At 71.0% G+C, this 13,309-nt stretch carries 12 protein-coding genes; 9 read left to right on the forward strand and 3 right to left on the reverse strand.

Annotated elements, in window-relative coordinates:
* Positions 1-8 precede the first annotated feature (8 nt).
* Positions 9-269, forward strand: coding sequence for a mycoredoxin (locus ACWEVS_RS02740; protein WP_449917635.1), 261 nt, complete (start codon positions 9-11; stop codon positions 267-269).
* A gap of 244 nt (positions 270-513) precedes the next feature.
* Positions 514-1,149 carry a hypothetical protein gene (locus ACWEVS_RS02745; protein ID WP_452549606.1) on the forward strand — a complete coding sequence of 212 codons (636 nt, stop codon included), beginning with the start codon at positions 514-516 and terminating at the stop codon, positions 1,147-1,149.
* Between the two features lie 513 nt (positions 1,150-1,662).
* Here the strand turns inward: ACWEVS_RS02745 and ACWEVS_RS02750 are convergent.
* Both ACWEVS_RS02750 and ACWEVS_RS02755 read right to left on the reverse strand, forming a co-directional pair.
* Positions 1,663-2,976 (reverse strand): recombinase family protein, encoded by a 1,314-nt coding sequence (locus ACWEVS_RS02750; RefSeq protein WP_452549608.1) that lies wholly within the window; start codon positions 2,974-2,976, stop codon positions 1,663-1,665.
* Positions 2,977-3,109: 133 nt separating this feature from the next.
* Positions 3,110-4,363 carry a cryptochrome/photolyase family protein gene (locus tag ACWEVS_RS02755; protein ID WP_452549610.1) on the reverse strand — a complete coding sequence of 418 codons (1,254 nt, stop codon included), beginning with the start codon at positions 4,361-4,363 and terminating at the stop codon, positions 3,110-3,112.
* A 120-nt stretch (positions 4,364-4,483) separates the two neighbouring features.
* On the opposite strand from ACWEVS_RS02755, the gene ACWEVS_RS02760 reads away from it, so the two are divergent.
* From ACWEVS_RS02760 to ACWEVS_RS02770, 3 genes are all read left to right on the forward strand, one after another.
* Positions 4,484-5,386 carry a MerR family transcriptional regulator gene (locus tag ACWEVS_RS02760; RefSeq protein ID WP_452549893.1) on the forward strand — a complete coding sequence of 301 codons (903 nt, stop codon included), beginning with the start codon at positions 4,484-4,486 and terminating at the stop codon, positions 5,384-5,386.
* An 82-nt stretch (positions 5,387-5,468) separates the two neighbouring features.
* Positions 5,469-5,948, forward strand: coding sequence for an RNA polymerase sigma factor (locus ACWEVS_RS02765; protein ID WP_354905932.1), 480 nt, complete (start codon positions 5,469-5,471; stop codon positions 5,946-5,948).
* Positions 5,945-6,715, forward strand: a complete 771-nt coding sequence (locus ACWEVS_RS02770; RefSeq protein WP_452549612.1) for a YbgA family protein — start codon at positions 5,945-5,947, stop codon at positions 6,713-6,715. The genes ACWEVS_RS02765 and ACWEVS_RS02770 overlap by 4 nt, the downstream gene beginning before the upstream one ends.
* A gap of 36 nt (positions 6,716-6,751) precedes the next feature.
* Here ACWEVS_RS02770 and nudC read toward each other — a convergent pair whose 3' ends face one another.
* Positions 6,752-7,726, reverse strand: a complete 975-nt coding sequence (nudC, locus tag ACWEVS_RS02775) for an NAD(+) diphosphatase (RefSeq protein WP_449917646.1) — start codon at positions 7,724-7,726, stop codon at positions 6,752-6,754.
* A gap of 291 nt (positions 7,727-8,017) precedes the next feature.
* On the opposite strand from nudC, the gene ACWEVS_RS02780 reads away from it, so the two are divergent.
* Genes ACWEVS_RS02780 through ACWEVS_RS02795 form a run of 4 tightly spaced genes read left to right on the forward strand, consistent with a single transcriptional unit; the run spans position 8,018 to position 13,290 of the window.
* Entirely contained in the window at positions 8,018-9,115 is a 1,098-nt protein-coding gene (locus tag ACWEVS_RS02780; protein WP_449917648.1) for an ATP-grasp domain-containing protein, read from the forward strand.
* The gene (locus tag ACWEVS_RS02785; RefSeq protein WP_452549614.1) at positions 9,100-10,647 is read left to right on the forward strand and encodes an IucA/IucC family protein; all 1,548 of its coding nucleotides are present in this window, start codon (positions 9,100-9,102) and stop codon (positions 10,645-10,647) included. The genes ACWEVS_RS02780 and ACWEVS_RS02785 overlap by 16 nt, the downstream gene beginning before the upstream one ends.
* 53 nt (positions 10,648-10,700) lie before the next feature.
* Complete coding sequence (locus ACWEVS_RS02790; RefSeq protein WP_452549616.1) at positions 10,701-12,224, forward strand: IucA/IucC family protein; 1,524 nt, start codon at positions 10,701-10,703, stop codon at positions 12,222-12,224.
* 10 nt (positions 12,225-12,234) lie between these two features.
* A complete protein-coding gene (locus tag ACWEVS_RS02795; protein ID WP_452549617.1) occupies positions 12,235-13,290 on the forward strand; it encodes a type III PLP-dependent enzyme in 1,056 nt (351 codons plus the stop codon).
* Positions 13,291-13,309: the final 19 nt, after the last annotated feature.

Below are 13,309 nucleotides of genomic sequence, written 5' to 3' on the forward strand. Positions count from 1 at the left end.
ATTGCTTCATGGCGCTCACCGTCTACACCACCACCTGGTGCGGTCCCTGCAAGCGGCTCAAGAGCCAGCTCACCCGCGAGGGCATCGCTTACGAAACGGTCGACATCGAGCGCGACCCCGCCGCGGCGGAGTTCGTGATGAGCGTCAACAACGGCAACCAGACCGTACCAACGGTTGTTGTAGATTCCCCGAACGGTCGCACGGTACTGACCAATCCGCCCGTCGCCCAGATCAAGCGCCTACTTGAGGCCGCAGCGTCCCTGGGGTAGTGCAGAGCTGCCCCGGCTTGGCGTGTTCCAGAGCCGGGGCTTTGCCTTGTCTAGGCCAACGGCTGTTGCCAGTGTAGACGGACATGAAGTTCTCCTGATGCAAGGCCATGAGCATCCTGGCTCACGGCCAGGATTTCTCCAGGTAGACGGCCAACATCTCTCAAGGCCAATGGTCACCGTGCTTGATCGGAAATGTCGGAACCGGCCGCTACCCTGTCGTCTCCACCATGCGAGAGGGGAGAGCATGAGCCCGGTCACGCCCGAAATGATCAACTACTACGTGCAGCTCCGTCAGGATCTGGGTCGAGTAGACCCCTACATCAACGACGCGATGTTCTGGATGGTAGTGCGAGGGCACGGAGAGCCCCTAACGGTCGCCGATGTCGCACGCCGACTGGCGGCCGACCCCCACGCCGCGAGTCCCGGCACGGTGCTGGAGCTGGGGGAACACGTCGTCCTGGAACATAGCGACCATGGTGTGATCGTGCTGGCGCAGAACGCCTATCCCAGCGATCCAGACATCTGGGCCCGACTGACCGAGAACGCGCAGGCATGGGGCTTCTGGTGGCTTGTCAACAACGCCCACGAGCTGTTCTATGCGGCCGACGGCGTTCTCGTCACATCGGTGAACATGCACTCGTTCCCTCATTCCCTGGAGTGCTTCGGCCAGGACCCCGCCGCGCTCGATGACCATCTGGGAGCCTTGCGGGCGCTGGGAGCGCGGATGAAGGCCGATGATGAGGCGGGGGTGACACCCGCTACGCCCTACCCTGACTGGGAGACTGCACTGGCAACCGTTGAGGCACTGACAGGCGTTCGCCTGGACCTCGACCGGTTCACCAGGAAGCAACAGTCGGTCTACGCTCCTGGACTGAGCTGATCTATTCAACTGAACGCTCAGCCCGGACGACAATCAGCAAGGCGAGCCAGACCGTCCAAGGCGCGGCGTGGAGCTTCGGCGACTGAAGGACGAAGCCGGGTTGATCATGCTTGGTCGGCTTCCGCGATGACCAGATCCTCTAGCTCCTGATCGCTGACGAAGAACTTGCCGCCCTCTACTTCCTCCACGCCCCTCTCCCCTTGTCGTGTCGCTTGTTTGCTGTGCCCGAGCATCCGGCTAGGCCGAGATCTTGGTCACGTAGAAGGAAGGCTAGCCAGCGTCCGCGCTTCCGACTACTGCACGGCCCCATGGATGGCACGAAGGAGGTGTCCAGCGAAGACCTAAAACACTTGAGGACAACGGAGAACACATCAGAACTTGAGAAAGGGGGGCGGGCTGTGTCGAAGATCACGTCCCGCCACGAGCTTGTGCAGACAGGGGGGCCAAGGCGAAACGACGAAAGCCCCAGACTCGCGACCGGTGCCGCGAGTTGGGGCTTGGGTATCCGCTGGCTCAGTTACGGCCAGAGCTAATCAACGGGGGAACTCGACCAACCGGGTGAGCAGTCCCGATCTTGAGATATCCAAGTTCGGCTGGCTCAAGAACCAGGACCGGATTGCCTGTGAGTGACTGCGCCTCCTTCGAAAGGTCGGTCCCCGTGACGTAAACGAGCGGGTCCTTGAGCCCCCTTCCGGGGCTGGTGTCCTTGAAAAGGACTCTCAGGCCCGCGTCGCGTAGCATCGCCCCACGCTGCGGCCAGTCCCGATACTCCCACTCTTGCCGAACGGTCTTTCCTGTCGGTTCGTGAGTCATCTGAGCTGGACGACTGGGCAGCGATTCAAGGCGCTCCAGCCTCTCCTCAAGCTTGGCGTACATGGCTCGAAAGCGTGCTGTTCCACGCTCCCCCTTGTAGAGACCGGCCGCGCGGTCTTCCTGTAGTTCCTCCAACGCCCGTTCGGCCTCGGCTATGTCGGCCGCATGGTCCTGGCCCGGGGTGCGTACGGTGCGATAGATCATCTGATCCCCGTACAGGATGAGGAGGGCTTTCTCTGTCTCCTCGTGAAGCCTTTCGACCCGGATGCGCTTGGATGCGCATCCTCGGGTCTGGCATCTGTAGTAGCCCTCTGTCGTGTAGAGCGGAGCCTGACATTCCGCGCAGAACGCGACACCCAGCAACGGCGTCACGTTCTTGCGGTGGCTCGTCTTACCCGAGGTTCGTTCCTGAAGGACACCCTTGAGTCTCAGGAAGTCCTCAACGCTTATGAGCGGTTCGGCCCGCTGGACAGGGAGTCCCGTTTCCTGATCTCGGACCACTTCAGCCGTGCGCGTCTGGTACTGGCCGATCAGGACAGGGCTTTTGAGTAGCGCGCGAACCGTATTGGCCGACCAGCGCTCAGCCTTGCGGGGTCTGACGCCTTCGGCATTCAGCCAATCGGCCACGTCGCCCGGGGAAGCCTTCCCAGGCAGGATGTCATTTACCATCCGTTCCACGATCGCCTGTTCACTCGGGACAACCCTGAGCCGCTTGGTCTCCGGGTCGGGCTCGTAGCCGAAGGGTGGCACGCCGCCACGCCACTGTCCGGTGGCAATCATGTAGACGTGATTGGCCTTGTTCCTGGTTGCGATGGCTTCAAGCTCGCCTTCAGCGAGCCAAGACATCACGAACCAAATCAGCTCTCCCGTCTTGGACATGGGGTCGATGTCGTCGTTCGTGGCCTTGACGCGCTTCCCTGCGTCCTTGAGTACCTTCACCAGGTTGTACGAGTGAAGAGTCCGGCGGGATAGGCGGTCGATCTTCCAACACGCCAGGATGTCGAAGTCATCCATGCGAGCGACCGTCGTGTTCCCCGACGGGACGGCGGTCACCAACCCCTCGGTGAACGAGGTGAAGGCCCGCCTCGCGGCGATGGTCTGAGCAGGTACGGCGGGCCCCGCCTCGAGCGGGGCCCATCCGAGATTCCTAGAGCGGCGTGAGAGGCGCGGGATAAGCGCCGGTCCGGCCATCGGTCAGCAGCCACGGCTCGTGGACGAGCGTCGCGGGCAGTCCGGCCAGCTCGGGCACGTACCGGCGGACGTACTCCCCTTCGGGGTCGAACCGCCTGGCCTGCCGTAGCGGGTTGAACGTGCGGTTGGGTCGCGTGTCGTTGCCGGTGCCCGCGACCCACTGCCAGTTGCCCGCGTTGTTGGCCACGTCGCCGTCCAGGAGCAGCTCGAAGAAGTGCTCGTAGCCCACCCGCCAGTCGACGCGCAAATGTTTGACGAGGTAGGCGGCCGTGATCAGGCGGGCGCGGTTGTGCATCCAGCCCTCGGCGAGCAGCTGTCGCATGCCCGCGTCGACGATCGGCACTCCCGTCATGCCCTCTCGCCAGGCCTGCTCGGCGTCCTTGTCGGAGCGCCACGCCGTGCCGCGCGGCCGGTAGTCGCGCCGGTTCAGGTCGGGGAAGGCGCAGGCCACCTGGTGGTGGAAGTCTCGCCAGCACAGTTGCCGGACGAAGTCCTCGTTGCCGCATCCGGCCAGCTCCAGCGGTGACAGGCAGCCGAACCGCAGGTACGGGCTGAGCCTGGAGGTGCCGTCGCCCGCCAGGTCGTCGTGCAGGCCGGCGTAGTCGTCCAGCGAGCGGCGCGTCCAGGCGCGCATCCTCTCCCTCGCCGCCGTTTCGCCGCCCCTGATCCCCCCGTACGGCACGCCGCGCGGGATCGGGCCCGCCGGCAGCCCCTCGGGGGTCGGGACGGCGTGGGGCGTCTGGGCCGCCGGCCGTCGTGGCGCCTGCGACCAGGCCCACCAGTAGGGGGTGAAGACGCGGTAGTGGTCGCCCTCACCCGAGGGGCGCAGCAGGCCGGGCGGCACGACGGTCACGCCGGGGAAGTGCCTGACCTCGATCGGTTCCCTCGCGAACCGCTCGCGCCTGCGCCGGGCGAGCGAGCTGACGTCGGCGCTCATGAAGACGGCTGTGGCGGACGTCTCGCGGGCCAGGCGCATGGTTTCGGCGACGGTGTCGCCCTGCCGTACGTGGAGGTCGCCGCCGCGGGCGCGCAGCGAGTCGCGCAGGTCCCACAGGCAGTCGGACAGGAAGGCGGCGCGGCGGCCCGAAGGCACGGCGGGGTCGCGCACGAACAGCGGCACCACCCGCCGGGCCTGCGCGCAGGCGGCGGCCAGCGCCGGGTGGTCGCGGACCCTGAGGTCCCTGGTGAAGAGCACGATGACGGTGTCCATCACCCAGGTATTCGAGGGCCGCCGCCCCGCGGTTGCGACCGGGGGCGGCCGATCCGCCACAATGTCGGGATCGGCGCGCATGAGCGGGGCGAGCTGCCCGAGGAGGAGCCTGGGTACGGCATCGGCGCCGTCTCCAGGCGGCTCGGCGTGCCCGCGCCCACCCTGCGGACCTGGAACCTGCGGTACGGCATCGGCCCCAGCAGGCGCAGTCCGGGCGGCCATCGCCGCTACGACGCGGGGGACCTGCTGCGGCTGGCGGAGATGAGCCGGCTGATCCGCGAGGGCGTCGCACCCGCCGATGCCGCCCGCCAGGCCCTCCGCCTCACCGTCACGCCGGGCGACGTGGCCGGCCTGCCTGCCGTACCGGAGGCCGGTACGCCGCGGGCCGAGAGCCCTGGCGCTCCGGCCCCTGGGCCGGTGCCGACGGCGGCGATGCTGGCGCGGGCGGCCCAGGCGCTCGACGGGCGGGCCGTGGCAGAGGGCGTCGGGACCGCGCTGGCCCGGCACGGGGTGGTGTGGACCTGGGAACGGCTGGTCCGCCCCGTCTTCACGGCGATCTCCCGCAGGCAGGCGGAGACGGGCGCGGGCATCGACGTCGAGCACCTGTTCTCCGACCGGCTGCTGGCCGCTCTCTCTCCGCTGGTCGAGCGTCCCGCCCGGCCCGTGAACGCGCGGCCGGTGCTGCTGGCCTGCGCGGCGGAGGAGCAGCACAGCCTGCCCGTCTACGTGCTGGCCGCCGCGCTCACCGTCGACCGGCGGGTGGAGACGCGGGTGCTGGGCGCTCGCACGCCGTATCCCGCGCTGGGGGACGCGATGCGCCGCCTCGGTCCTTCGGTGGTCTTCGTCTGGTCGCAGCAGTCCTCGACCGGTGACCCCGCCCCGCTGGCGGGGTTGCCGGCGGTCCGCCCGCCCGCCGGGATCGTCGTCGGCGGGCCGGGGTGGGGCGGGGCGCTGCCCGCCAGGGTCACCAGGGTGACCTCGCTGGAGGAGGCCATCACGGTGATCGCCGGCGCCGCCGGCTGATCTCCCTCGGCTTGGTTGCACGGTCGCCCGCGGTGGAGGTTGAATGAGTTTTGAATAAGTTATCTCGCAGGGAGGCTTTCTCATGGAGGCGCTCGCCGAGTGCTACCGAACCCATGCCTCACTGGTCCGCTGCTACCTGCGCCGCCTCGTGCCGGCGCAGGACATCGACGACGTCACCCAGGTGGTGTTCACCGAGGTGTGGCGGTCCAGGCACCGATACGACCCGGCCAGGAGCCTGACGACGTGGGTCCTCGGCATCGCCCACAAGCGGGCCGTCGACCACCTGCGCGCCCGGCGCGTCCCCACGGTCTCGCTGGAGGCCGTCGGCGAGCCCGAGGGGTCCGACGGCAGGGCCGACGGCGACTCCCTCGCCGACCGCGACCTGGTCCGCCGGGCGCTGGCCGAACTGCCCGCGCCGCAGCGCGAGGCCATCGAACTGGCCTACTACGGCGACCTGAGCCAGCGGGAGATCGCCGAACGGCTGCGCGTCCCGCTCGGCACCGTCAAGGCCCGTACGGCACGCGGCCTGCACCGCCTCTCGACCCTCCTGGCGGCGGCATGACGACCGTCAGGCCCAGGATCGCCGTCTCGAGCTGCCTGCTGGGCGATCCCGTCAGGTTCAACGGCGGGCACAGCCGCGACCGGTTCCTGTCGGGCGCCCTCGACCCCTTCGTGGACTGGGTGCGGATCTGCCCGGAGATGGAAGCCGGGCTCGGCGCCCCGCGCGAGACGCTCAGGCTGGAGCGCTCACCGGACGGCCCGCGGCTGGTGACCCGGACGACCGGCGTGGACCTCACCGACCGCATGACCGCGCTGGCCAGCGCCCGCGGCGCCGGGCTCGACGTCGACGGGTACGTCTTCAAGTCCAGGAGCCCCAGCTGCGGCGTCTACGGCATCCCGCTGTACCCCGAGGGCGGCGGGAAGCCCGTCGGCAAGCGCAACCGGGGTCTCTTCGCCGCCGTCGTGATGGACTCCCGTCCCGAGCTGCCCGTCGAGGATGAGGGGCGGCTGAACGACGACCTGCTCAGGGAGAGCTTCGTGGAACGCGTCTTCGCCCACGCCAGGCTGCGCGAGCTGCTGGAGGGCGACTGGCGGCCCGCCGACCTGGTCGCCTTCCACGCCAGGCACAAGATGCAGATCCTGGCCCACGACCCGGCCCGCCACCGGGAGGCGGGGCGTCTGGTGGCGGGAGCGGGCGTGCGGCCCCGCCCCGCGACGTTGCTGCGGCATCACGCGCGCGGCGAGCCGGCCGCCTCCTACGTCAGGGAGCAGACCTACTTCCTGCCGTTCCCCGAGGAACTGCGCCTGCGCAACCACGTGCCCGCGTGACGCGGCGGCCGGGCTCGCCCGGGCCGCCGAGCCAGGTCACCAGTCGCCGGTCAGGTGGTCGCCGTACCAGGTCTCGATCAGGCGGCGGGCGATGGAGACGGGCGGCGGGAGCCGTACCTCGCCACTTTGCAGGGCGGCCAGCAGCTCGGCGCGGGAGAACCAGCGGGCCTCGGCGATCTCGTCTGCGTCGCAGACCACCTCGGTGCTGATGGCCCTGGCGAAGAAGCCCAGCATGAGGCTGCGGGGGAAGGGCCACGGCTGGCTGCCCAGGTAGCGCGGGTCGACGACGGTGATGCCGACCTCCTCGGCCACCTCGCGGACGACCGCGTGCTCCAGCGACTCCCCGGGCTCCACGAAGCCGGCCAGGATCGACAGCCGCCCCTCCGGCCACTGCGGGCCGCGGGCGAGCAGGCAGCGGTCGTGCTCGTCGCGGACCAGCATGATGACCGCCGGGTCCACCCTCGGGAAGTGCTGGCTGCCGTCCTCGGGGCAGACGCGGATGTGCCCGCCCGCCTCGACCTTCGTACGGCTGCCGCACCGCGGGCAGAACTCGTGCGTGGTGTGCCAGGCCTCCAGCGCGACCGCGTAGACGAGCAGGCCCGCGTCACGGTCGCCCAGGAGCGCCCCGGCCTGGCGCAGGCCCGCGGGGAACGGCTCGCCCTCGGGGGTGTCGCCCAGGCCCAGCGGGCTCACGACGCGGCCGTTGGTGTCGGCCGTGGCGAACCCCGGCAGCGGCGCGGCGACCGCGAAGTAGGCGACGCCGTGCTCGACGCCGAGCAGGTAGCGCTCGCCCTCGGGCGCCTCCCGCGTGGTGTACAGGATCACCTCGACCTGGTCACCCGCGCGCCTGACGAGGGTGTGGCCGTCGCTGACGAGCAGCACCCTGCTCGTCGGGTCCGCCCACGCCTTGGCGAGCCAGTCGGCGTCGCCACGCAGCAGGGCCGACCTGTCGATCGTGCCGCGCGCGAGGAGCAGGGGCCCCAGCAGCTGCTCTTCTGCGGTCGTCTCCACGCGCCACTTCCTCCCGGAATTCGATGCCATCTTATGACGGTCGGTTGACCGTGACAGGACGCAGGGCGCCCGGCGCGTGAACGCCGGGCCCTTGTGTCAGGCAGCGTAGACCACCAGGTTGTCGCGGTAGCCGCGGCTCTTCTCGTCGAACACGAGCGAGTAGGAGCGGAGATGACTCTCATACAGGGCGATTACGCTGTCCGTGCCGCATCATGATCTCCACCACGCTAGGATCTGCCGAGTTAGGTTAGCCTTACCTGAGCCCGGGGGTGCCACGCGTTGCGGCTCTACATGACCGCTGCCAAACCGACCGACTCGGTGACCGACGGTTTCCTGCCCGCGGCCCGCGCGCTGGGCTGCGACGTCACGATCCTCACCGACCGGCCGGAGCAACACCCTGACGCCATCGCGTGCGACGTGTGGGATCCACGGGCGGTGATCGACACGATCGCCCACCACCACCGGCCGGACGCGATCTTCTCCAACTCCGACCACCTGCAGGTGGAGACCGCGCTGGCGGCGGAGTACTTCGGCCTGCCGGGCAAGGACTGGCGGGCGTGCCTGGCGGCCAAGAACAAGGCACTGACCCGCCGCAGGCTCGCCCAGGCGGGGGTGGAGAAGGTCTGGTCCGTACGGCTGGCCCCCGGCGACCCCGTGCCGGGCCGCGTGCCGTACCCGGTGGTGGTGAAGCCGCGCGAGGGGGTGGCCAGCGAGAACGTCATGCTGGTCGAGCGCGACCTGGAGCGGGCGATCGCCGGGCTGAGAGACCTCCCGCTGGTCGTCGAGGAGTACCTGGAGGGGCCGCTGCGCACCCTGGAGACGCTCGGCGACGGCGCCACGACGCGGGTGCTCGGCGGGTTCGCCACCACGCTCGGGCCGCTGCCGCACTTCGTGGAGGAGCGGCTGGACTGGGCGCCGGAGGCCGACCCGCACGTGCTACGGGCGCTGGAGGCGCTGGGCGTCGGGTTCGGGGCGTGCCACACCGAGTACGTGGTCACCGCGCGGGGTCCCAGGATCGTCGAGGTGAACTACCGGGTCATCGGCGACCACTGCGACTTCCTGCTGGCCGACATCCTCGGCGTGCCGCTGTTCGAGTGGATCCTGCGGGTGCACCTGGGCGAGCCGGTTCCCGAGGTTCCGGCCGCCGGCGGTCACGGGTGCGCGGTCAGCGTGGTGGCCGACAGATCGGGCGTGGTCGTCGAGGCGCCGCCCGCCTTCGAAGGAGACGGGTTGTGGCACAGGCCGCTCAGAAGCGTGGGCGACAGGGTGGAGCTCACCAACACCAACCGCGACTACCTGGGCGTGATCAGGGCGGTCGGGCCCTCGGCGGAGAAGGTCGAGGCGGCCGTCGGGTCGTTCATGGAACGGCACCCGTGGGTGATCGGATGAGGCGGCGGGAGCCGTACCTGGCCAGGAGGATCCTCGACGCGCTGCTGCGGGAGGACTACGGCGACCTGGCCAAGCGGGTCACCAGGAGCAAGGAGGGCGTGGCGCTGCTGCTGGCCGACGGCAGGCGGGTACGGCTGGCGCCCGGCCTGCTCTTCCAGGACTTCGTGGTCGCCGACGACGAGCTGCTCGGTCTCGAACAGGTGCTCAACACGCTCCAGGAGATCGCCGACCCCGCCGACGCCGAGGGTGTGGCGGCCTTCTTCGACGAGTGCGTGGAGGCCCTGCACGCGCTCGAACTGCACGACGAGCACCGGCCGCGCATCACGGGCAGGCGGCTGGCCGACTACGAGGCGCTCGCCGCCTTCGTCGACCATCCCGTCTACCCGACGGCGCGGGCGCGGGCCGGCCTGTCGGACGAGGAACTGCTGGCCTACGCCCCCGAGTTCGCGCCCTCCTTCGAGCTGCGCTGGGCGTGGGTGCCACGGGCCGACGTGACGGGCGCGGCCACGCAGTGGGGGCCGCAGGAGGGCGGTGCGGTGCTGATGCCCGTCCATCCGCTGAGCGTGGGCGCGCTGCCGCCGCGGGCCCGCCTGACGGACGTCGGGCCGCGGATCACGGTCAGGCCGACGCTGTCGATGCGGACCGTGCAGCTCGACGACCGCACGCAGCTGAAGCTGCCGCTGCCCACCAGCACGCTCGGCCGCCGCAACCGCCGCTCGATCAAACCGTCGACGCTGGCCGACGGCGCCTCCGCCGAACGGCTGCTGCGCGCCCTGGCCGACCCCGGCATCCTGCTCGCCGACGAGCAGACCTACGCCCACGCGGGCCACGAGTACCTCGGCTGGATGCTGCGCCGCCTGCCGGAGGGCCGGATCATCCCGGTCGCCGCGCTGAACGTCCCCGAGGTGCGCGAGGAGCTCGGCGACGTGGAGGACCTGCTGACCCGCTACCTCACGACGCTGCTGCGCTGGAACGTGCGGCTGTTCGTCCGGTACGGCGTGGCCCTGGAGGCCCACCAGCAGAACCTGGCGCTCGTCATCGACGGCGGCGCCGGCCTCAAGCTCCTCGTCAAGGACAACGACGGCCTGCTGGTCTCCCCCGCCAGGCTGGCCGCCGCGGGAGTGACCCCGCCGTCCTTCACCGACGAGCGGATGCTCACCGACGACCCGCACGCGCTGGCCGACGTGTTCGTCACCATCACCCTGCACCTGGCGGCGGCCTCGATCGCCTTCGGCGCGCTGCCCGCCGACCGGGCCGCCATGCTGGTACGCGGCTGCCTGGAGGAGGCGCTGGCCGAGCACGGCGACGACCCGATGGCCAAGCTGCTGCGCGCCCGCACGCTCGACGCGGTCAGGCTGACCGGCAAGTCGATGATCACCGCGGGCACGCTCGTGGCCAAGGAGCGCTCGGGGGCGCGCGACGTCAACAAGTTCTACGGCACCAGCGGGCCCAACTACCTGCGGGCCCTGTCCCTAACGGGAAACCTGCTCGTCGGCCTGCCACCCCACCGTCGTGCCGGGTCAGGACCGTAGTGGCAGTCCACTTGGCACCTTTCCCATTAGTCCCTTCTGAGGAGTGCTTGATCATGGAAGGCCTGGTCCTCGACCCGCCCGCGGCGATCGCCGAGCAGGCCACGCTGGCGGCGCTGCTGCGCTGCTGCGTGCGGGAGGTGGCGGGGCCGCGAGGGCACGTGTGGCCGGCTTCGCCGTACCTGCTGCTGACGGTGGCCGACACGCTCATCAGGGCGCGCGCGGGCGGCGGCGCCGCCCTGCGGTTCGAGGGGCCGGTGGAGCGCCTGGAGTTCGGCGCGTGGGTGCCGCTGACCGCCGACGAGCTGGTCCGGCTGGCCGAGGCCGAGCTCGACGGGCGCAACCCCGAGTTCGCCGCGCAGGTGGCGGCCAGCAGGGACGCGCTGGCGGCGATCCTGCGGGCCCGCGCCGCCGCGCCGCCGCCGAACGACCCCTGGCTGGCCTCGGAGCAGGCGCTGGTGCTCGGGCATCCGTTCCATCCCTCGCCGAAGGCACGGGCGGGCGACGACTGGCTGAGGTACGCCCCTGAAGCCCACGCCGCCTTCCCGCTGCGGCTGCTGGGCGTGCGCGAGGACGTGCTGGCGGAGGAGGGCGACGCCGCCGCCCTCGACCTGGCCGGGGTCGCGCCGCCCGGCTACGCGCTGCTGCCCGCGCACCCGTGGCAGCTCGACCTGCTCAGGCCCGCGTTCGACGACCGGCTGATCGACCTCGGTCCCGGCCCGCTCGTCGCCCCGACCTCCTCGGTCCGCACGGTGTACGACCCGGTGAGCGGCACCTGCCTGAAGTTCAGCCTGGACGTGCGGATCACCAACTGCGTCAGGAAGAACGCCTGGTACGAGCTGTCGGGCGCGGTCGCGCTGACCGAGCGGCTGGCCCCGATCTTCGCCGAGCTGTCGGCGAAGTACCCCGGCACCCGGTGGCTGCCCGAGCCCGGCTACCGCTCGGCGGCCCTCGGCGGCAGGCTGCTGGAGGGGCTGGGGGTGATCGTGCGGGCCGGCCCGTGGTCGGTGTGCTCGCCGGGCCTGACCCCGGTGCTGGCGGGGGCGCTGGCCTGCGCGGCGCCGCCGGCCGACCCGGTCTCCTGGTGGGCCGCCTACGTGCGCGTGGTCGCGCTGCCGGTGCTCGACGCGTACTTCACCCACGGCGTCGTCCTCGAACCCCACCTGCAGAACGTCCTCGTCTGCCTCGACCCCGCCGGCCGTCCCGTCGAGGCGATCTTCCGCGACCTGGAGGGCACCAAGCTCGTCGGGCACGACCTGTCCGGCATGCACCCGCGGGTGGCCCAGGCCCTCACCTACGACGCCGCGCGCGGCTGGGCCCGGGTGGTCTACTGCCTGATGGTCAACCACCTCACCGAGATCGCCGCCACGCTGGCCACGACGGACGCCGGGCTGCGCGAGCTGTGGGCGGTGGCCAGGGACGTCCTGGCCGGGTACGGCGACGCGGCGGGCCGGCCGCTGCCGCTGTCGGACCTGCTGGCGGGCGCTCCGCTGCCCGCCAAGGCCAACCTGACCGTCAGGTGGGCCCGCGGCGCCGACAGGAGCGCCGGGTACGTGCCGATCGGGAACCCCTTCGCGTGATCGACTTCGCATGATCGACGAGATCGCTCCGACGCTGGACGCCCCCGCCTTCGTCTACGACCTGGCGGGGCTCGACGCGCACGCCGCCGCCGTACGGGCCGCCCTCCCCGGGGTCGAGCTGTACTACGCGGTCAAGGCCAACCCGGACCCCGCGCTGCTGCGGGTCCTCGCCCCCCACGTCGACGGCTTCGAGGTGTCGTCGGCGGGCGAGCACGCGCACGTCGGCGCCGTCCTGCCGAAGGCGCGGCTGGCGCTGGGCGGGCCCGGCAAGACGGACGCCGAGCTGCGCCTGCCCGCACACCGGGTGCACGTCGAGTCGCCCTTCGAGCTGCGGCGGCTGGTCGCGGCGGGCGTGCCCGCCGACGTGCTGCTGCGGCTGAACCTGCGGGTGGAGACCACCGGCGCGGCGCTGACCATGAGCGGGCCGTTCGGCATGGACGCCGACGGGCTGGCCGCCTGCCTGCCGCTGTTCACCGACACGGTACGGCTGCGCGGCGTCCACGCCCACCTGGCCAGCGGCCTGGACGCGCCCGCGCTGCTGGATCTGGCGGCGGTCGTCCTGGCGCGGCACGACGAGGAGGTCAACGTGGGCGGCGGCATGGCCGTCTCCTACACCTCGCCCTCCGCCCGCTTCGACTGGGCCGCCTACGGGGCCGGGCTGGCCGCGCTGCGCCGCCCCGGGCAGGTGGTGCGGATCGAGCCGGGGCGGGCGCTGACCGTCTACTGCGGGTCCTACGTGACCAGGGTGATCGACGTACGGCGGGTGCACGGGGAGGTGTTCGCGATCGTGCACGGCGGCACCCACCACCTGCGGACACCCGCGACGAAGGGGCACTCGCAGCCGTTCACCGTGCTGCCGACGGGATCGGGGCCCGGCGTGGCGGACACGCCGGTGACGATCGTCGGGCAGCTGTGCACGCCGAAGGACGTGCTGGCCAGCGGGGTGCGGACGTCGATCAGGGTGGGCGACACGGTGGTGTTCGCGATGGCGGGGGCCTACGCGTGGAACATCTCCCACCACGACTTCCTGATGCATCCGAAGCCCGGATTCCACTACCTCACCTGACCCGCCCGGGGAGCCGGGC

It is taken from the genome of Nonomuraea sp. NPDC003754 (assembly GCF_053605785.1).